Raw genomic sequence first — 19,334 nt, forward strand, 5'->3', positions numbered from 1 at the left:
TCGCAAATTCGCCAGGGACGTTCAGGGCCGACAACAAGGTGCGCGCAAATCGTCCTGTGTGCGCAAGGGTTATGATCTGCCGAGCGTCCCGTCCCCCGTGGATGTTGACAGTGTCAAATGCCTGTATACGCTCTTGGTGCGCAACTGAAGGGAAGCCGCTTGTCTCGGGATGAGGCGCTTGCCTCAAAAATTCTGGCCGCCCGGCCGTCCGTGCGCCTATGGCGGACCGACCTGACCGGACTGATCGCCTGGCGCAATCTCGCCCACGATCGCATGCGCTTGGCCGTGACTGTGATCGGGATCGCCTTTGCGACCCTGCTGACCGGCATCCAGCTCGGCATGCTCGTCAACTTCACCCACACCACCGCAAATCTCGTCGATCATGGCGGCGCCGATCTCTGGATCGCCGCGCACGGCATCAAGACCGTCGATCTCGCCACGCCGCTGGAAGAACGCCGCCGCTTCCAGGCGCTCGCCACGGAGGGCGTGGCGAGCGCCGAGCCCTATCTGTTGAACTTCGGCATCTGGAAGAAGCCCAATGGCGTGCGCGAGACCATTTTTGTCGTCGGCGTCGAGCCCGACGCGCTGATGGGCCTGCCCTGGAATCTGGTCGATGGCCTAAAACCCCGGGACGCGCTGCTCACGCCCGACGGCGTCATCGTCGACACGCTTTACGCGAAGAAACTCGGCGTCGACCGCATCGGCCAGACTTTTGAAATCAACGACCATCGCGTGCGTGTGGTCGGCTTCACCAAGGGCGTGCGCACCTTCACCCAGTCGCCTTACGTCTTCACCTCGCTGCGCAAGGCGCGGTCCGTCGCCGTCAGCCTGCGAAACCCCGACAAGGCGATCACTTATGTGCCGATCCGCGTCGCCCCGGGCGCCCCGGTCGAGACGGTGCGCGCGCGCCTCGCCGCCCACATGCCCGACGTCGATGTGATGACGACGCCGGAATTTTCCAGCCGCAGCAGCAATTACTGGCTGTTTTCGACCGGCGCGGGCCTGACCATCGTGTCGTCGTCGATTCTCGCCCTGTTCGTCGGCGTCGTCATCGCCGCCCAAACCCTTTACGCCAGCACCATGGACCGCCTGCCGGAATATGCGACGCTGCGCGCCATGGGCGGGAGCCGCTCCTATCTCTATCGCATCGTCATCACGCAAGCGCTGATAGGCGGCGCCATAGGCTATGTGTTTGGCATGGCCGGCGTCTTGACCGTCGTCTGGCTCAGCCGCGAAGCCAGCGCCCCGCCGGAAGCGCCGCTTTGGCTGATCCTGGGCATCGGCGGCGTGATGGAGGCGATGTGCGTGCTGGCCTCGATCATCTCCCTGCGAAAAATCACGAAAATCAACCCGACCGAGGTTTTCCGATGAACGGGCCCCGCGCGCCGGTCATCCGGGCCGTTGGCGTCGGCCATGTTTTCGGAACGGGCGAGACCGCCTTCACCGCGCTGCATGCGATCGATCTCGACATTCGCGGCGGCGAGGTCCTGCTGCTGATGGGGCCTTCGGGGAGCGGCAAGACCACGCTCCTGCACATTCTGGGCGCGCTGCTCACCCCGACGTCCGGCGAGGTTTTCCTGCGTGAAAAACCCATCGCGCAGCTGAGCGAGGAGGAGCGCGGCGCCCTGCGGCTGAAGCGGTTCGGCTTCATCTTCCAGAGCTACAATCTGTTCCCGATGCTGACCGCGACCGAAAACGTTCTCGTGGCTTTCGATCTCGCCCGCGCCGACTTGCGCGAGGGCCGGGAGAAGGCCCGCGCCTTGTTGCGCCAGGTTGGGCTGGGCGAAAAGCTCGACGCGTTTCCCAATGCGATGAGCGGCGGCCAGAAACAGCGCGTCGCCATCGCCCGGGCCCTTGCCGGCGATCCGGAAATCCTGATGGCCGACGAGCCCACCGCCGCGCTCGACGCGCAAGGCGGGCTGGGCGCCATGGAGCTGTTCCGCCGTCTCGCCCACGAGCAGGGCCGCGCCGTGGTGATCGTCACCCATGACCCGCGCATCCTGTCGCTCGCCGACCGCATCGTCCGCATCGAGGACGGCTGGATCGTCAACACGCCGGAGGCGTCATGAAACATTTTTTGGCGCTGGCGGCGCTGGCGCTGGCCTTTTCGACGGTTCAGAGTCGCGCGGACCCCTATGCGGCGGCGGCCCCAGGCCTTGTCGAACCGCTCGGCGAGGAGCGCCAGATCGCCTCGCAGGTGATCGGGATCATCGACAAGGTTTTGGTGGAGGAGAATGATGCGGTCGCCGCAAATCAGCCGATCGCCATCATCGTGAACGGCGAACAGGCGGCGCGGGTGGCGGCGACGCGCGCGCAGCTCGCCGAAGCGCAGGCGCAGCTCGAAAAACTTCTGAACGGGGCCCGCCCCGAGGAGCGGCGCGAGGCGAAGGCGCTGCTGGAGCAGCTCGACGCCGAATTGCAATTGGCGCAGCTCGACTACGACCGGAAGAAGCCGCTGCGCGCCAGCGGCGCCGCGTCGCAGGCGGCGCTGGACCAATCAAGTTCGGCACTGGGGTCCCTGAAAATGCGGCGGACGGCCATGGCGGAGCGCGTCGCCGTGATCGAAGCGGGCGCCCGCGTGGAAGACATCGCCGCCGCCCGCGCCGTGGTCGAGCGCCTGAAGGCGGAAACCACCTTCGCCGAGGCGCAGCTGGAGAAATTCACCATCCGCTCGCCCATCGCCGGGACGCTGCTGCGTCGCCAGCGCAACGCCGGCGAGGCCGTGACAAATATCGACCCCACGCCCATCGCCATTGTCGGCGATCTCAGCCGGCTGCGGGTGCGCGCGGAGGTGGACGAAACCGACATCGGCCGGATCGCCGTGGGACAAAGGGTCGAGGTCACCGCCGACGCTTATCCGGGGAAAAAATTCGGGGGAACGGTGGCGCGCATCGCGCAACGCCTGGGCGCCAAGGCGGTTCAGACCGGTCGCCCCTCGGAAAAGGTCGACATGAAGGTTTTGCAGGCGATGATCGACCTTGACCCTGAGGTGAGACTGCCGGTCGGCCTGCGGATCGATGTGGGCTTTGTCGCTCCCCAGGCGGCGCGGCGCTAACGCCTTCCCCTGCGCCAGGGAAGCCGATCCCGCCAGCGGCGACGCTTGGGCGCGACCTCGGGGCTCTCCGGCTTGGCGACGAGACTCAGGCAATCGATGTCGGCGACGTCGCCCCAGGCGAAACACCGCTGCTCCACCACTTCAAGCCCAGTCTTGATCGCGTAATCCCTGAACAGGCCAGCAGGCATGAAGCAGCGCCAGTGTGGGTTGCCTTTGTAGTCGCCTCCGGGATTGTGCGGGTAATTCGAGTGGTGCAGCAGGGCCATTCCGCCGGGACGCAGGATTCTCTTGAACTCCCTCAAATAGGCGTAAACGATCTCGTGGTCGAAATGCACCATCGCGTCATAACAGAACACGGCCGTGACGGCGCCATCCGCGATCTCGCGCAGGTCGATGCCATTGTTGACAATAAACTGGAAATTCGTCAGTCCGGCGAAGCGTTTGCGGCAAAAAGCGATGTTATCGGGGACCAGATCGACCAAAATCTTCTGGTTCGGCCAATCCCGCATCTGCCAGCTGTGCCGGCCGCGCCCGCAGGCCAGTTCGACGATGACCGAGGAGTCCAGGCGGTTGAACATCTCACGAAAAGGGAATCTGGACTCCAAATCCCAGCACGTGTTCACCCATTCTTCCGCGTGCCGGTAATAGTCCTCGTCGTCATTCCAATCACGCCTGAGTATGTCGGCCCTTTCAACGACGGCTTTCGTCACATTCATGAACAATATCTCCGGGTCAATGCATTTGCCCCGAACCGCGCCGCCCGCCAGACGCGGGCGACCGGCGGGCGTCAATATTAATTAATTGTCGAGGAACGACCGCAGCTTTCTGCTGCGGCTGGGGTGCTTGAGTTTTCTGAGCGCCTTCGCCTCGATCTGGCGAATGCGTTCGCGCGTCACCGAGAATTGTTGCCCGACTTCCTCAAGCGTGTGGTCGGTGTTCATGCCGATGCCGAAACGCATGCGCAGCACGCGTTCTTCGCGCGGGGTCAGCGACGCCAGGACACGCGTGGTCGTCTCGCGCAGGTTCGACTGGATCGCCGCGTCGATCGGCAGGATCGCATTCTTGTCCTCGATGAAATCGCCGAGGTGCGAATCCTCCTCGTCGCCGATCGGGGTTTCCAGCGAGATCGGCTCTTTGGCGATCTTCAGAACTTTTCGAACCTTTTCCAAGGGCATGGCGAGCTTTTCCGCCAATTCTTCCGGCGTCGGCTCGCGGCCGATCTCGTGCAGCATCTGGCGCGAGGTCCGAACGATCTTGTTGATCGTCTCGATCATGTGCACGGGAATGCGGATGGTTCTTGCCTGATCCGCAATGCTGCGGGTGATCGCCTGACGAATCCACCAGGTCGCATAGGTCGAGAACTTGTAGCCGCGCCGATACTCGAACTTGTCCACCGCTTTCATCAGGCCGATATTGCCTTCCTGGATCAGGTCGAGGAATTGCAGGCCGCGATTGGTGTATTTCTTGGCGATGGAGATGACGAGACGCAGGTTCGCCTCGACCATTTCCTTCTTGGCCTGACGGGCTTCGCGCTCGCCCTTCTGCACCATGTGGACGATTTTGCGGAATTCCTGGATCTCCAGGCCGGTTTCCGTCGCCAGCGCATGAATTTCGCTGCGCAGCTCGTGAATCTCGTCCTTGGACGACGCCACCAGCTCCCGCCAGCCGCGCGCGCCCAACTTCGAGATGCGCAGCACCCATTTCGGGTCAAGCTCAGCGCCATGATAGTTTCTGAAAAAATCGTCGCGCGCGACGCCAAAGCTTTCGGCCAGGCGCAACAGCTTGGTCTCCAGACCGATCAGGCGGCGGTTGATGTCATAGAGCTGCTCGACCAGCGCATCGATGCGGTTCTGGTTGAGCGACAGCGACTTGACGTCGGTGACGATTTCCTTCTTGAGCGTCTTGTACTTGCGCTCCTGGGCCGGCGTCAGCTGCTCGTTCTTGAGCTTGTTCTCGACATTCTGGTCCTGCAGCCGCCGCAGTTTTTTGTACGCGTCGGCGACGCGGTCAAAGGTTTCCAGAACCTTCGGCTTCAGCTCGGTTTCCATGGCGGAGAGCGATACGGAATTCTCCATATCGTCTTCTTCGTCAAAATTCTCGGCCTGGATCGGCGGCTCGTCCTCGAGCCCGGCGGGCGGATTGCGCGGCGCGGTGGCCGGGGCTTCCCCCTCCTCTTCCGATTCTTCCTCGCCGGTCGCGCCGCCCTTGCCCTCGGGGCCGGCGTAGGTTGCTTCGAGATCGATGATCTCGCGCAGCAAAACCTTGCTGTCGACCAGTTCGTCACGCCAGATGATGATGGCCTGGAAGGTCAGCGGCGACTCGCACAGGCCGGCGATCATCGCCTCGCGGCCTGCCTCGATGCGCTTGGCGATGGCGATTTCGCCCTCGCGCGAAAGAAGCTCCACCGAGCCCATTTCGCGCAGATACATGCGCACGGGATCGTCGGTGCGGTCGGCGGGCTCGGAGTTGCGGGTGGCGACGGCGCGGGATGCTGGCGCGGCCTCGGTCAGTTCGCCGGATTCGGGCTCCTCCTCCTCGGCGGCGGCCTCCTCCTCGGCCTCTTCGGCGTCGTCGCCCTCAATGACATTGATGCTCATTTCATTGAGCATCGCATAGACGTCCTCGATCTGGTCGGAGGACACCTCCTCCGACGGCAGGACGGCGTTCAACTCGGCGTAAGTGACGAAACCGCGTTTCTTCGCGGTCTTGATCATGCGCTTGACGGCGGCGTCCGACAGATCCAGCAAGGGGCTGTCGGCAACATCGGCAACGGCCTCGCCCTCGGGTTTCGCGTCGTCTTTTTTGGCCATATGGCGACTCCAGAACTTACGTGGCCCGACGGCGGACGCCGCAGGCGGGCGCCGAAAGCGCCAATCGAGCCTGCTCGCGCTCCTCGATCAGAGAAACGCGGACAAGCTCAAGAATTCATCATCGGCGCCCCAGCAAACGCTGAGTCGCCCCTGTCTTCAGGTTGCGCGGAAAGTTTTAAGGACCGCTTAACCAATCTTTTCCGCGCGGCGAGAGGCGCGGCCTCAGACATTTTTGTCTTCCCGTCCCGAGGATGCGCCGAAGCCTTCAATCGTCGCCTCCACGCCCTCAAGGGCCGAAAGTTGCGCCTTGATATCAGCCAGAACAGCGAAATTGGAGTCGCTCGGCTCGCTCGCCAGCGCCGTCTCCGCCTGCCGCAATTCCCTATTTAGCGCGCGCTGCTTGCGATGCAAGGCCAGAGCCTGCCGCAAAACCTCATCCGCGTCATTTTCGTGGGCGCTTGGCCTTACGCACCACAATGTCGAAAGTGTGGCGTTGCCGGCGACGCTTTCAAAAAAACCGCCAAATCCCCGAACGTCGAGCTTTTCTCTCAGGGTTTCAGGAGACATGTCGGGCTCGGCGAGTCCCAGCAGCGCGTCACGCAATTTCGCCCCCGCCGCGCCCGCGAAATCCAGCCGCGCAAGATCCTCGGCGTGGCGGACGATCAGATTGGGATGATTGACCAGCAGGGCGAGAATGAGCGTTTCGCGCGGCGCCGGCGACTCCCTGGGCGCCGAGAGCAGGCTCGATTGCAGCAGGGCGGAGCTGGCGATCGGCGCGCGCGCACCCGGGCGCTGCGCCCCGCCGCCGCCCCGTCGGGGAACGAAAGGCTCGCGCCGGGCGCGGCCGAACAGCTGGAACTGCCGGTTTCGAAAATCGTCGAGATAGTGGCGGCGCAGCACCTCGTCGCGGATCTGCCCGGCGCAGTCGCGCAGCCGCCGCTCGAAGGCGGCGCGACGCTCGGGCGTATCCAGCGGCTGCGCCTCGGCTTCGCGGGCAAAAATCATTTCCGACATGGGTTTTGCCGCGCCCAACACCGCCTCCAGCGCCGCGGCGCCGCCGGCGCGGGCGAGATCGTCGGGGTCCTGCCCCTCGGGCAGCAGCGCGAAACGCAGGCTTTTTCCGGGCCCGATCAGCGGCAGCGCGGTTTCGACGGCGCGAAACGCCGCCTTTCGTCCAGCGCGGTCGCCGTCGAAACACAGGATCGGCTCCTCGGCCATCTTCCAAAGCAGTTCGCATTGGTCCGGCGTCAGCGCCGTGCCGAGCCCGGCCACGACATTGTCGATTCCCACCATGCTCAGGGCGATGACATCGACATAGCCTTCGACGGCGATCACGGTTCCCCGCTCATGCGCCGCCTTGCGCGCGACATGCAGGTTGTAGAGGTTAAAACCCTTGTGGAACAGCGGCGTCTCCGCCGAATTCTTGTATTTGGGCTGAACCTCCTTGCTCATCGCCCGCCCGCCGAAGGCGATGACTTTTCCGGCGCGATCGCAAATCGGGAACATCACGCGGTCGCGAAAGAAATCGTAGGGCACGGCGATGCCTTCGCCATGGGTGAGCAGACCCGCCTCCTTCATCACCTCGGCGTCGCAGCCTTTTCCGGCCAGATAATCGCGCAGCGCAAACCGCTCGTTGGGCGCATAGCCGAGCCGGAATTTCTTGCGCGCCTCTTCTGAAACGCCGCGCTCGGCGAGATAGGCGCGCGCCCTAGCCCCCGCGCTCCCGCGCAGAACTTTTTCGAAAAATTCGGCGGCGAATTCGAGCGCTTCCAGGTGAGTCGCGCGTTTCTTCTCGGCGGCGGCGCTTTCCACCGTCTCCACCGGCAGGGAGAGGCCGGCGAGACCGGCGAGCTGCTCCACCGCCTCGGGAAAGGGCAGGCCTTGGGTCTCCATGACGAATTCAAAGATGTCGCCATTCTTGCCGGCGGAGAAATCGAAAAATTGGCCCTTCTGGTCGTTCACATAAAAAGAGGGGGTTTTTTCCGCGGTGAACGGGGACAGGCCGCGCCATTCCCGCCCCTGTTTCTTCAGCCGCACGCGCTGGCCCGCGACCTCCGACATGGGAAGGCGCGCCCGGATTTCGTCGAGAAAGGAGGGCGTGAATTTCATGTTTCGGTCAGATTGCTCGCCTAACTCACATGGAATCGCCTGATGCCGCATGCAAGGCGCGCGAAAAATTGTCGCCGCTATCCACAGGGCGGCCAGCCAACGAAAGCCATATGGACCTTCCCCGGCCCTTTGACTAGAGAACTCGCGCCCCCGACAAGGGCACCAACCCCACGAGACGCCATGCGCCTGCTTGCCAGATTCGCCGAAATGAAGAAACAGGGCGAGAAGATCGCCACCATGACCGCCTATGACGCCCCCCAGGCGCGGGCGCAGCAAGCGGCTGAAATCGACGCCATCCTGGTCGGCGACAGCGTCGGCGTGAACATTCTGGGCTACGCCAGCGAGCGCGAGGTGACGCTGGCCGACATGATCCACCACACCGCCGCCGTCCGCCGCGGCGCCCCGGACACTTTTATTTTCGCGGATCTCCCCTTCGCCACCTATGACACGCCGGAACAGGCGGTGCAGAGCGGCCTGGCGCTGCAGAAGGCCGGCGCCGACGCGGTCAAATTCGAGGGCGCGCATGCCGACATGGTGCGCGCGCTGATCGGCGCGGGCGTGCCGGTCTGCGGCCACATCGGCTACGAGCCCCAGACCGGCGAGCGCCGCGTCCACGGCAAGACGATCGCGGAAGCGCAACGCCTGCGCGCCGAGGCGAAGACGCTCGATGACGCCGGCGTCTATATGCTGGTGCTGGAGCTGGTGCCGGCCGAACTCGCCGGGATCATCAGCAAGGAGATCAAGGCGGCGACGATCGGCATCGGCGCGGGGCCGGGAACCGATGGCCAGGTCCTCGTCTTCCCGGACGTGCTCGGCTACACGGAGCGCAACTTTCGGCACAACAAGCGCTACGCCGAAGTCGGCTCCGCCATGGAATCCGCGACGGCCGCCTATGTCGCCGACGTCAAGCGGGGGGCCTTTCCGACCACGGCCAATTGCGCGGTCATGCCGCCGGAGGTGTTGGCGCAACTGTGCAAGAAGGCGGGCTGAGCCTCACACCACGCATCAACCCATAGCCCTCACCCTGAGGAGGCCCCCTCAGGGGCCGTCTCGAAGGGCGAAGGCGGTCCACGTTAGCCCTTTGCCGGCCAAACCCGCCGGAACGCCCGCAACGGCTCAAACTGAAACCGCACCCTGTGCGCGCCCGGCGAAAGTTTTGCCGCCCGGAACATCATGTTCGCCTTCAAAAGCTCCGCCTCGACGCCATCGACATAAACCGCCTGCCAGTTCTGCCAGACGTCGTTGAGGACCACAAAACCGCCGCCCGCCGGCGCCGTCACGTCCACATCCACAAAAGTGTTTTCGTAAGCGACGATTCGCGCTTCGCCCGCCTCGCCGCCCGGCTGCGCCTGGCACAGGCCCAACCGCGCGCAATCCGCCCGATCCAGCAGCACGGTCTTGCGATAATCGAGGTCGGGCACGCCGCCCTTGTCCGCCAGCGCGGCGAAATCGGCGACAACAGCCCGCCCCGGCGCCAGCACGCGCGGCAGCGCGTCCTTGTTCTCATAGATGAAGGCGTCGGCGGTCTGCTTCACCAGCGGCAGATCGCCCGGCTTCAGATTCTTGTCGATCTGCTCGACGGGAACGCCGGTGGCGATCCAGCGCAAGCCGAACAGATTGGCCATCGGCGATTTGTAGGAGGGAAAGGCCGGCGAAAACACCCGCTGCTCCGGCACGGCGACATGGTCGTTGGCGCGGGTGACGTCGATAAACGTTTGCAGGCGGATCGGGTTGTAGCCAAGGCTCATGTCAAAGCCATGGGTCAGCCCGGCGTTGGGCCAATGGAAGTCGATGGCGGCCAATTCCACGCGATCGCGACGGTCGGGGCCATTCTCCGCGAGCTTGTCCTTCAGGAAGCGAATCGTCTCGTTGCCGGTCGCCTCGCGCAGCACGTCGTAGGTTTGCGGCGGCAGCGCCGTGGACTGGTTCGGCGCATTGTTGATCGAGAGATCGAAGGTGAGCGGCAGAGCGATCAGCAGCAGGCCCAACACCGGCCGCCCCGGCAGGCGTCGCGCGACAAAAAGCCCGCCGAACGCCAGGGCGAAGCACAGCAGCGCAAAACCGATCGCTCCCAGCGCCTCCGCATGTCCCTTGGCGAGCGCAACGCCGACGCAGGCGAGCAGCACGGCGCCGAGCAGGGCAAACCCCAGCGGCGCGCGCCGCTCTGGCGCGCCAGCGCCCAAATATTCGGAAACGCAGAAGCCGCCCAGCACGGCGGCGAAGGCGCCGATCTGGAACGTGGCGTCGGCCGGGCGGCGGAACAGGCTGGCGCCGGGCAGATCGAACAAGGCGGCGAACACCGGCGTGTACTTGCCGAGCGCATAGACGATCATCGCGAGCAGCGCGCCGAGGAAGAACACGGCCGGACGACGCAACGCCCAGCCGCGCCCCAGGCCGTAAACCAGCAAGGCCGCGACCGGCAGCGCGCCGAAATAGACCTCCGTCATGTTGCGGGCGATATAGAGGTGGGTTTCGCCCCAACCGGGAGAAGGCGGCCCCCAAAAGGCCGACAACGGCCCGTGAATGTCGTAGAGATTGGCGACAACGGCGGTCAGCAGCGAGGCCGGATGCAGGGAGCCGATGAAGGCGCCTTCCAGAGTGATTTCCGAGCGGTTGGACTGTTCGGCGAGTTGCACGGTCCAGACCAGCGCCGGGCCGACGACGATCAGGCCGACCAGCGCGCCGCCCGCGAGCGGCTTCAGCATGCCGGCCAGTCGCCGGCCGAAGCTCGGGCTTTCGGGCGGCGGGCTGAAAAGCCGATAGACGACGAAGGCGGCGAGCGTCAGACAGAACAGCCAGCCGATCTGGTCGCGGCCGAGCGCCATCAAACCGGCGAACAGACCGGCGACCCCGCCCCAAGCGAAGGACGAGCGGTCGAGCGCCCGGCTGAGCGCCCAGAACGCCAGCGGAAACCACGCAAAACTCAGGATCTGCCCGGTGTGCTGGATGCGCCAGGCCGCCGAGCCGCCATAAGCAAAGGCGAGCGCCGCCACCAGTCCGCCCGCCGCGCGCCACCCCTGGTCACGGAAATAGAGCATCCAGCCGATGCCCCCAAGGGTCAGCATCAGGAAGGCGACGCCATCGGCCTGCTGGAAATTCGGCTCCGGGACCAAGACCGCCAGCGCCAGATAGAGCGGCGCGAAGATCAGGCTCTGCGGATCGGCGATCTGCGGCATGCCGGCAAACACGTTGGGCGTCCACCAGGGCGCCGCGTCGCGATGCAGGGAATGGGCGAGGAAGGAGAGTTGCGGCTGGAAATGCGCCTTGGCGTCCCAGGGAATGGTGACCTGTCCCGACACCCACGGCCAGCACAGATAAAGGCTGGCGGCGCAGAAAATGAGGATCGAGGCGAAGAAAACCCCAAAGGGCTCAGTTTTCGGCGGAGGGGGGAACGTCGACATCAAGAAAATGACCTGCCCTGTCGCGCTTGGTGGCGAGATAATGGATGTTTTCCGGCGTCGGCCGCCCCTGGATGCGCTGGTCGCTGACCTCCAGCCCGGCGGCGCGCAACGCCTCGATCTTTTTCGGATTGTTGGTCATCAGCCGCACCCGGGTGACGCCCAGCAGGTCGAGCATGCGCGCGGCATAGCCGAAACGGCGCTGGTCGAGCCCGAACCCCAAAATTTCGTCGGCGTCATAGGTGTCATGCCCCTTGGCCTGCAAGCCATAGGCGCGCACCTTGTTGGCGAGCCCGTTGCCGCGCCCCTCCTGGTCCAGATAGAGGATGACGCCGCCGCCATTCTCGGCCATGAATTTGGCGGTGTGGCGCAACTGGTCGCCGCAATCGCATTTGAGCGAGCCGAACAAATCGCCGGTCAGACAGGCCGAATGCAGCCGCACATGCACGGGGCCGGACAGATCGGGGTCGCCGACAATCACCGCCGCCTGGTCGCGCAACCCCTCGCCGCCGCGAAACACGGCGATCTCGGAATTCGGGGCGCCTTCCAGCGGCACCGGCGCCCGCCCGATCAGCCGCAACGACGTGATTTTTCGCGCGCGAAAGGCGCGAATGTCGGCGCCGGCGACCTCGTTCAGCCCCGCGACCGGCGCATCCAGTTTGATCAGGATCGCGGCGGGCAGCAGATGCGCGAGACGCAGCAGATCGAGCGCCGCCTCCTCCGCCGGAACCGGATTGGACACGGGCGCGTCGATGCGCGCGTCCTCATCGAGGATCAGCGCGGTGATGCGCTCGATGTCGATTTTTTGCAGAGCGATCAGACCCGGCCCGTCGCGCTCGACGCCCAGCCGTCCGAGCCGCTGCATGGTGAGGATCAGCCGCGCCCCACCAATCCTGTCCAGAACGTCCGCCGCGTGCTCATCCAATTGCTCGGCGGGATAGACCAAAAATTTTTGCGCGCCCTCGGCCAGCACGACGGGCCGCCCGGCGCGCAATTCCGCGACGCCGCGCTCGACGGAGACGGTAGAACTTTCGTTTGCCGGAAACAGACCGGAAATATCGTACAACGCGCGGAACTCCGAAGGCGGGGGCGCCGCTTACATAATGCCTTCAGCGGCAGAGAGCCAGCCTGAAGCGGGGCGAGGCCCTGCGCGCGGCGAAAAGTGAACCCGCCGCGCGCAAATTTTCGGGGTGAAAACGCAGCCGCCACACGATTTTGTTCTTGTTTTGTTTTCACGTGAAACATTTTTTAACGCTCAGACCATCTCAACCCCTTGTTCTGACAACACGATATCCGCTTGCACGTCCGAGAGCCGCCGCCCCACATCTTGTATGCAACCGACGACGTGCATGCGCGAAAATCGACGTTTTTTGACAAGTTTTGACACGAAATTCGCAAGAATCGCGCAAATTTTCACCGATTCCGACTCAACGATCACAATTAGAAGTTGAATTTTCGTTGCTCGTCGCGGAGCCGCTGGGATTTGACCTGACCATCGTGAGCGATGCCCAGCATTGGGGTCGCTTCCTTCTCCCCTTGCGGGAGAAGGTGGCGCGCAGCGCCGGATGAGGTGCCGCCCGCTGACGCCGGAACAGGAGTTCGTAGCGTGACTCTTGATGACTTTTGGCTGGCATGATAAAAAATGCGCGACGGCGTGCTCGGAATGGACTCGAGCGCGCCGTCGTTCCGTACCCCTTGTGGAAGGGAGTCGGAAGGCCCCTTTTGGAAGGGGGCAGATCAGGGGCTTACCCCTGATCATCTATGTGAGCCGGTGATAGGTGGGAGAGAGCCACCGCATCACCATAGGATGTTGGACCACCCTGGCTCGCTTCCTCCGGCATCTAATCAGCGCCGGTCTTGTTCCCCATTAAGGGATAGTGTGTGGCCTCCGCATTTGCGGAGGCCTCATTCGTTTCGGGAACTTTATAAACGGCTCCCTCAAGCCTCTCCAGATGCCCTCGATCGACCAAGCGCGCGAGCACATTGTAGGCTGAGCTTTTGTTGCGGCGTACGGGACCGGCAAATGGCTCGACAGTGAGAAGATGACTCACGATTTCTCCAGCGCGGGCAGAACCACCACTGACTTCGATAAATGCAATGATCTCATCAGCCATCGGAGATTTGCGCTGGGATACTGCGCCGTGCGGTAAGGCTGGGGATCCGTCAGCTTTGTATTTCTCCAGCCCAGCTACCGTAAAAAGCCGATTGTTCTCCTTAGTGATGATCCCTTGACGCGCGAGACGGCCGATAGCGTGATAGTAGCCCTTGTCGGAAACCTTTAGCAGGTTAGCCAATTCGCCGCATTCCACGTGCTCCCGCAGTTCTGCCGATGTCATGGACTCATAAGGGGCGGATTTGAGGTGATTAAGAATCTCCTTGATCCAAGGGCTGCGATGGCTTTCCCCTACTTCTGATGGGTCAGAAATATCACCAGAGGCCGGGTCGCCGCGAGGGGAGGGCCCAAAGGACTGCGCCACCGTCAAGCGGTCTGCAAGTCCGAGCGCCGTCATCAACTCACGAATCTTCCCCAGGCGATCATTGATCTCATCGCGACGTGATTCAATCTCCTTCCTCCGCGCCTCGATATCCGCGATCTCAGCGGTCATGCGCGCATATTCGTCCTCCAGCTTCTTTACGTCGCCGGCGGTCAGGAGAACCCTGTGAGAATCGGAGGGCGCACTCATCATTTTTCATCCATGCCACAATGAGAGCGGCTGCACAAGAGGAGACATAGTGACTGGAGGATGCAAAGTGACAAAATGCCCAGGCTTTGGGATAATCCCCTCCCCTCTTACGCGCATGAATGCAGGTTTAACGGTCAACGCCCGCTTGAAATGCTGATATGGGGACCTCGCGCGCGAGCTACACCAACTCCTCACTCACTTTGAGCGTCTCGCGCAACAGGGAAAGAGATTCTCCGAGCGCGAAACCGCGCCTTACGCGCCCATCACCTCCTCAAAAATCCGTCGCACCTCTTTCCGCCGCTCGCCCAAATCCCGCTCCAGCCGGGAAAAATCCGGCGAGCCCGCCGCCACCGCCAGCCGACGCTCACCCCTTCATGGTGCCTCCGTCTCGTCGGTCGTGAAGGCGCAGATGGTGATGGAGTCGGTCGCACCAAAACTGTCGACCTGCACGATCACGACAGGACGCGGCTTGCCGGCGTAATCGCCGCCCCCAGTCACTGTCCAGACCTCGCCCCACTTCATTCGTCCTTCCAATCGGAGACCGCGTCAATAAACGCCTCGTCGTCACGCGCATGGGCGCTCGCCGAAACCGCGAGGGACTGCCGATGGGCCTCGCGCCGGAACGCGGGCGCGCGAACGTCCGGCGCCCGAATCTGGATCGGCCGCAAACCCAGGGCGCGCAGACGGGCGCGATGCTTGCTGACTTTCAGCCGTGACGACTTGGGCGAGGGCGTCGTTGACATGACCATGCTCCGAGAGGTTACATGTAACCTGGCACGCGCGACGCCGAACGACCAGCGCACTCAGGATACTAAGCCCCCATCACCTCCTCAAAAATCCGCCGCACCTCTTTCCGACGTTCCCCCAACTCCCGCTCCAACCGGGCAAAATCCGGCGAGCCCGCCGCGATCGCCAGCCGCCGCTTCACCCCCTCCGCCGCCGACGCGGGATCACTGCCTTCGCCGAGGCTCAGCCGCAGCCATTGCGTCACCTTGGAGAACAGGGCGAGCGCCTCGCCCAGCGTCGCCACAGCCTCGGCCTCCAACACGTTTCCGGACGCGGCGGCCAAAATTTCCGCCGTGCCCTGCACCCGCAAACCGCGCGCGTCAAAACCATGCCCCAAGGCCAAAACCTGCGCGACGAATTCGATGTCGAGCAGCCCGCCCGGCGCGAGTTTCAAATCCCAGGGACCGCCAAACCCTTTCTCCTTGGCGATCAGCGCGCGCATCTCCCGCGCCTCCTTCGCCAGCGCCGAAAAATCGCGCTTCACGAACAAGGTCGCCTCGATGATCCCGCGCACCTCCTCGCACAGGCTGGCGTCGCCGGCGATGGGACGCGCCCGCGTCAGCGCCATATGCTCCCAGATTTCCGCCTGTTCGGCGTGGTAGGTTCGAAACGTCGAGAGCCGCGCCGCCACCGGCCCCTGGTTGCCTGAAGGGCGCAACCGCATGTCCACGGCGAAAAGCTTTCCACGTCGCGTCGGCGCCGAAAGCGCCGCGATCAGCCGCTGCGTCAATCGCCCATAATAAACGGAAGCGTGCAGCGGCTTAGGCCCATCCGACTCCGCGCGCTCAGGATCGAAATCATAGACGACCACCAGATCGAGATCGGAGGTCGCGGTCATCTCGCGCGAGCCGAGCTTGCCAAAACCCAGCACGCAAAACCGACCGCCCGGCGGCCGCCCGTGCTCCTCGACAAAAATCGCCTCGACCCGCTCCAGACAGGCCTGGATCAGCGCGCTGGCAAGGGCCGAATAAGAGCGCCCCGCCTGCTCCGGCTCGATCAGCTCCGCGAACAGCCGCAGGCCGATCAAAAACTTCTCTTCCACGGCGAAGGTGCGGGCGATGTCCAAAAAATCTTCGAGGCTGGAGCCGCTGACGTGAAAACCGGCGAGCCGGCGCACATAATCGGCCTCATCGCCGACAATGGCCGACAAGCCCTGGTCAATGGCGGCATCAAGCGTGTTCGGCATCTGCGCCACCACTTCCGCGAGACGCGGCGCGCCCCCCAGAATGTCGGCGAACAATTGCCGCATCGCCTCGTGCGATTTCAGCAGCGAGAACAGTTCTACAGCCGCCGGCATTCGCTCCATGGCCTGATCCATGGCGGCGATGGCGCAATCGGCGTCGCCCGATTTGGCGAAGGCGTTGAGCAAAGCGGGGATGAGTTCGGTCAAGACCTCGCGGGCGCGGGCGCTGCGCACCGCCGCGCGTCGGCCAAAATGCCAGCCGCGCACGGTCTCGGCCGCCCGCGCCGGATCGCGAAACCCCATTTCGCGCAGCGTATTCAAGGTCTCGGGATCGTCGGCGGAGCCGGTGAACACCAGACTGCCGGCGCGCGAATCCAGCCCCGGCGCGTCCTCGAACAGCCGGGCGTAATGTCTTTCGACCGCGCGCAGCCGCTTGGTCAAAGCGGTGGAAAAGCCGGCGACGCCGCCAAATCCGCAGAACAAGGCAAACGCCTTCAGCGCCTCGTCATCGGCGGGCAGGCGCTGCGTCTGGTGATCGTTGAGCATTTGCAGGCGATGTTCGACCCCGCGCAAAAAATCATAGGCTTCGCTGAGTTCGTCCGCCGCCTGCGGGGTGATCCACTGGTCCGCCTCAAGCTGCCGCAGCATGTCCAGCGTGCGCGAGCCCCGCAACTGCTTGCGCCGACCGCCAAAGATCAGCTGCTGCGTCTGCACGAAAAATTCGATCTCGCGAATGCCGCCGCGCCCCAATTTCACGTCATGCCCGGCGACGGCGATTTCCGCATGGCCTTTCACCGCATGAATCTGCCGCTTCATCGCGTGCACGTCGGCGATGGCGGCGTAGTCAAAATATTTGCGCCAGATGAACGGCGAAAGTTCTTCGAGAAAACTCACGCCCAACGAAATGTCGCCCGCCACCGGCCGCGCTTTGATAAAAGCGGCGCGCTCCCAGTTCTGCCCCAGCGTTTCGTAATAATGCCGCGCCGCGTCCAGCGACACCGCGACCGCCGTCGAGCCCGGATCGGGCCGCAAGCGAAGATCGACGCGTAAAACATAACCGTCGCCGGTGCGTTCATTCAGCAGTTTGACAATGTGCTGAGTGATCCGCACGGCATTGGCCTTCACCCCCTGCCCCGCGTCCAGAACCGGCGAGGCCCCGTCAAAAAACACCACCAAATCGACGTCGGAGGAATAATTCAGCTCGCGCGCGCCATGCTTTCCCAGCGCCAGGACGGTAAGGCCGCAGCGCCGCTCGTCGGGCTCAGCCCCGTCCCAATTCAGTTTCGAACCCGCCAGTCGCAGAGCGGTCCGCAAGGCCGCCGCGACCAGCGCATCGGCGGCGCGCGATAGCGCCCACGTGGTCGCCACCTGATCAAAGACGCCGCCAAGATCGGCCAGGGCGATGAGCAAAGCGGATTCCTGTTTGGCCTTGCGCAGAACGGTCATGGCGCGCGCTTCGGAACACTCTTCCGAATCGCATTCACCAAGCGTCGCCAGAGCCGCGTCCAGCGCAGCCTCCGGTTCAGCCCCCAAAATGCGTTTCAACCGCTCGGGATCGCGCTTGATCAAGCCCCACAAAAACGGCGACTGGTCGGCCAGCCCGAGCGCCAGCGGCGCGAAATCAGCCCATTGCGGCAGGGCCTCCAAGTCGGGCGCTTCAGCCAAAAATTCGTCAAGCCGCGCCCGCGCTGTCCGCTTGTGCGCCGGACGCGGCAGAGCCAAGCCGCTCATTGCGAGGCCTCCCGAGGCAGACGCAGGGTGACTTTCAAGCCCGGCGCATTGTCCTCGACCCGAAGCGTTCCGCCATGCAACCGCGCCACGGCGGCGGCGAGCGACAGGCCGAGGCCCGATCCGGGACGCGAGCGCGACGCCTCCAGCCGGACAAAACGCTCCAGAACGCGCTCGCGATCGGCGGCGGGAATGCCGGGGCCGCGATCCCCCACGGCGATCTCGATGAAGCGGGCGTCGCCGCCGACCGCCACGGTCACCTCGCCCAACTCACCGGGCAAGGTCGGCTCGCCATATTTCAGGGCGTTGTCGATCAGATTGGCGAGCGCCTGGCTGACCAGTTCGCGATGGCCGCGGAATTTTTCCGCCTCTGGCGCCTCCACTTTCAGGGTCACGCCGCGCTCCTCCGCCGAGGGCTCGTAGAGCTCAGCCACGTCGGCGGCGAGCGCGGCGCCGTCGAGTTCGGCAAAACCTTCGGACGACGACGACGAAGCTTCCGCGCGCGCGATCAACAGCAGCGCATTAAAGATGCGGATAAGACCATCGGCCTCCTCGATCACCTTTTCCAGCGCCTGCTCCAGCGCCGCCGGCCGGGCCGCCGAATCGCCGTCTCTGGCGAACAAGGCGTGTTCCGCATTGTTGCGCAGCCGCGTCAGCGGCGTGCGCAGGTCATGGGCGATATTGTCGGACACTTGCTTGATCCCCTCCACCAGTCGGGCGATGCGGTCGAGCATGGCGTTGAGATTGTGCGCGAGCCGGTCGATTTCATCGCCCGCGCCGGACAGCGGCAGGCGCCCGGTGAGGTCCGCCTGCAACAGGGTCGCCGCCTTGGCGCTCATGGCGTCCACGCGCTGCAACAGCCGCCGCGCCACCAGAAAACCGCCGAACGCCCCGATCGACAGCAGCCAGGGCAGCGATCCCATCAGGGCGGAGCCCAAAATGCTGCCGAGCCGATCCCGGTCCTCGAGATCATAGCCGACCAGCAGGCGGAAATTTCCGGGCAGGACGAACACGCGCGCCAAGGCGCGGCGCCGCACATTGGGCTCGCCCGGACGCTCGTAGCTGATCGCCACCGCCGCCGGCGCGGTCTGGTCGAGCACCCCCGGCGGCAATTCCTGCACATTGCCAGCGACGGCGGCCCCGTTGGGCGCGGTGACGAGATAGATCGAGGCGCCGGGCGCCGTCGAGCGCCGCTGCACCACATTGACCAGCTGGTTGAGGCCGCCCTCCTGGTACTGGTCGTTCAGCCCCTTGAGCTCGGCTTCGAGCGTCTGGCCGATCTGCTGGTCGATGAGTTCGCGGACGTTCTCGCCGACCCGGCTCAGCGCCAGTGTAAACCCCACCCCGACAATCACGACATAGGCCAGCGCCAGCTTGAACGAAGTCGTGCGAAAAAATCTGTCCGCCGAGCCCAGGCGGGACAGGGTGGTGTTCTTGAACTCAGCCGGCTGCAAGGCGGTCCCCTTTTTTTTCACCATGTTTCATGCCGGCTTTGCAGGCAAGTTACCGATTGGTCACAGCAAAGCCGCGATTGACGAAACCGCTCCTTAACCGTGACGGCCTCATTGTCGGCCCCGGTTC

13 protein-coding genes and 1 pseudogene are annotated in these 19,334 nt (G+C 64.1%); 4 read left to right on the forward strand and 10 right to left on the reverse strand.

Features of this window, described 5'->3' with window-relative positions:
* Nucleotides 1–159 precede the first annotated feature (159 nt).
* From GJ654_RS02655 to GJ654_RS02665, 3 genes are read left to right on the forward strand one after another with little or no spacing between them, the layout of a single operon-like run.
* Nucleotides 160–1,371 carry an ABC transporter permease gene (locus GJ654_RS02655; protein ID WP_246664558.1) on the forward strand — a complete coding sequence of 404 codons (1,212 nt, stop codon included), beginning with the start codon at nucleotides 160–162 and terminating at the stop codon, nucleotides 1,369–1,371.
* Complete coding sequence (locus GJ654_RS02660) at nucleotides 1,368–2,069, forward strand: ABC transporter ATP-binding protein (protein ID WP_155444566.1); 702 nt, start codon at nucleotides 1,368–1,370, stop codon at nucleotides 2,067–2,069. Before GJ654_RS02655 ends, GJ654_RS02660 begins: the two co-directional genes overlap by 4 nt.
* Nucleotides 2,066–3,055 (forward strand): HlyD family secretion protein, encoded by a 990-nt coding sequence (locus GJ654_RS02665; RefSeq protein ID WP_155444567.1) that lies wholly within the window; start codon nucleotides 2,066–2,068, stop codon nucleotides 3,053–3,055. The genes GJ654_RS02660 and GJ654_RS02665 overlap by 4 nt, the downstream gene beginning before the upstream one ends.
* On the opposite strand, the gene GJ654_RS02670 is transcribed toward GJ654_RS02665, so the two are convergent.
* The 3 genes from GJ654_RS02670 to dnaG all read right to left on the reverse strand — a co-directional run bounded on the left by GJ654_RS02670 (nucleotide 3,052) and on the right by dnaG (nucleotide 7,974).
* Nucleotides 3,052–3,771 carry a class I SAM-dependent methyltransferase gene (locus tag GJ654_RS02670; RefSeq protein ID WP_155444568.1) on the reverse strand — a complete coding sequence of 240 codons (720 nt, stop codon included), beginning with the start codon at nucleotides 3,769–3,771 and terminating at the stop codon, nucleotides 3,052–3,054. The genes GJ654_RS02665 and GJ654_RS02670 overlap by 4 nt on opposite strands.
* An 81-nt stretch (nucleotides 3,772–3,852) precedes the next feature.
* On the reverse strand, nucleotides 3,853–5,865 hold the full coding sequence (gene rpoD / locus GJ654_RS02675) for an RNA polymerase sigma factor RpoD (RefSeq protein WP_155444569.1): 2,013 nt from the start codon (nucleotides 5,863–5,865) through the stop codon (nucleotides 3,853–3,855).
* Between the two features lie 222 nt (nucleotides 5,866–6,087).
* Complete coding sequence (gene dnaG, locus GJ654_RS02680; protein ID WP_155444570.1) at nucleotides 6,088–7,974, reverse strand: DNA primase; 1,887 nt, start codon at nucleotides 7,972–7,974, stop codon at nucleotides 6,088–6,090.
* Between the two features lie 180 nt (nucleotides 7,975–8,154).
* Between dnaG and panB the strand changes: the two genes are divergently transcribed.
* Nucleotides 8,155–8,964 (forward strand): 3-methyl-2-oxobutanoate hydroxymethyltransferase, encoded by an 810-nt coding sequence (gene panB / locus GJ654_RS02685; RefSeq protein WP_155444571.1) that lies wholly within the window; start codon nucleotides 8,155–8,157, stop codon nucleotides 8,962–8,964.
* A gap of 83 nt (nucleotides 8,965–9,047) precedes the next feature.
* Here panB and GJ654_RS02690 read toward each other — a convergent pair whose 3' ends face one another.
* From GJ654_RS02690 to GJ654_RS02720, 7 genes and pseudogenes are all read right to left on the reverse strand, one after another.
* A complete protein-coding gene (locus GJ654_RS02690; protein ID WP_155444572.1) occupies nucleotides 9,048–11,375 on the reverse strand; it encodes a hypothetical protein in 2,328 nt (775 codons plus the stop codon).
* Nucleotides 11,344–12,438, reverse strand: a complete 1,095-nt coding sequence (ribA, locus tag GJ654_RS02695) for a GTP cyclohydrolase II RibA (protein WP_246664559.1) — start codon at nucleotides 12,436–12,438, stop codon at nucleotides 11,344–11,346. The genes GJ654_RS02690 and ribA overlap by 32 nt, the downstream gene beginning before the upstream one ends.
* 775 nt (nucleotides 12,439–13,213) lie before the next feature.
* The gene (locus GJ654_RS02700) at nucleotides 13,214–14,059 is read right to left on the reverse strand and encodes a hypothetical protein (RefSeq protein ID WP_155444573.1); all 846 of its coding nucleotides are present in this window, start codon (nucleotides 14,057–14,059) and stop codon (nucleotides 13,214–13,216) included.
* Nucleotides 14,060–14,431: 372 nt separating this feature from the next.
* Nucleotides 14,432–14,578 (reverse strand): annotated as a pseudogene (locus tag GJ654_RS02705) (type II toxin-antitoxin system PemK/MazF family toxin); the annotation flags it as partial.
* Nucleotides 14,575–14,799 carry an antitoxin MazE family protein gene (locus GJ654_RS02710; RefSeq protein ID WP_155444574.1) on the reverse strand — a complete coding sequence of 75 codons (225 nt, stop codon included), beginning with the start codon at nucleotides 14,797–14,799 and terminating at the stop codon, nucleotides 14,575–14,577. The pseudogene GJ654_RS02705 and the gene GJ654_RS02710, both read right to left, overlap by 4 nt.
* Nucleotides 14,800–14,867: 68 nt before the next feature.
* Nucleotides 14,868–17,756, reverse strand: a complete 2,889-nt coding sequence (locus GJ654_RS02715; protein WP_155444575.1) for a bifunctional [glutamine synthetase] adenylyltransferase/[glutamine synthetase]-adenylyl-L-tyrosine phosphorylase — start codon at nucleotides 17,754–17,756, stop codon at nucleotides 14,868–14,870.
* Nucleotides 17,753–19,231, reverse strand: coding sequence for a sensor histidine kinase (locus tag GJ654_RS02720; protein ID WP_155444576.1), 1,479 nt, complete (start codon nucleotides 19,229–19,231; stop codon nucleotides 17,753–17,755). Before GJ654_RS02720 ends, GJ654_RS02715 begins: the two co-directional genes overlap by 4 nt.
* Between the last annotated feature and the right edge of the window lie 103 nt (nucleotides 19,232–19,334).

This window comes from Rhodoblastus acidophilus (assembly GCF_009720655.1).
Taxonomy (GTDB): Bacteria; Pseudomonadota; Alphaproteobacteria; order Rhizobiales; family Beijerinckiaceae; genus Rhodoblastus; species Rhodoblastus acidophilus_A.

What these genes read in the sequence shown, in the direction of transcription:
- rpoD (WP_155444569.1), bottom strand. Translation starts at nt 5,865, where the DNA reads ATGGCCAAAAAAGACGACGCGAAACCCGAGGGCGAGGCCGTTGCCGAT.
- GJ654_RS02665 (WP_155444567.1), top strand. Translation starts at nt 2,066, where the DNA reads ATGAAACATTTTTTGGCGCTGGCGGCGCTGGCGCTGGCCTTTTCGACG.
- GJ654_RS02715 (WP_155444575.1), bottom strand. Translation starts at nt 17,756, where the DNA reads ATGAGCGGCTTGGCTCTGCCGCGTCCGGCGCACAAGCGGACAGCGCGG.
- GJ654_RS02710 (WP_155444574.1), bottom strand. Translation starts at nt 14,799, where the DNA reads ATGTCAACGACGCCCTCGCCCAAGTCGTCACGGCTGAAAGTCAGCAAG.
- panB (WP_155444571.1), top strand. Translation starts at nt 8,155, where the DNA reads ATGCGCCTGCTTGCCAGATTCGCCGAAATGAAGAAACAGGGCGAGAAG.
- GJ654_RS02670 (WP_155444568.1), bottom strand. Translation starts at nt 3,771, where the DNA reads ATGAATGTGACGAAAGCCGTCGTTGAAAGGGCCGACATACTCAGGCGT.
- GJ654_RS02660 (WP_155444566.1), top strand. Translation starts at nt 1,368, where the DNA reads ATGAACGGGCCCCGCGCGCCGGTCATCCGGGCCGTTGGCGTCGGCCAT.
- GJ654_RS02700 (WP_155444573.1), bottom strand. Translation starts at nt 14,059, where the DNA reads ATGATGAGTGCGCCCTCCGATTCTCACAGGGTTCTCCTGACCGCCGGC.
- GJ654_RS02720 (WP_155444576.1), bottom strand. Translation starts at nt 19,231, where the DNA reads ATGGTGAAAAAAAAGGGGACCGCCTTGCAGCCGGCTGAGTTCAAGAAC.
- GJ654_RS02690 (WP_155444572.1), bottom strand. Translation starts at nt 11,375, where the DNA reads ATGTCGACGTTCCCCCCTCCGCCGAAAACTGAGCCCTTTGGGGTTTTC.
- dnaG (WP_155444570.1), bottom strand. Translation starts at nt 7,974, where the DNA reads ATGAAATTCACGCCCTCCTTTCTCGACGAAATCCGGGCGCGCCTTCCC.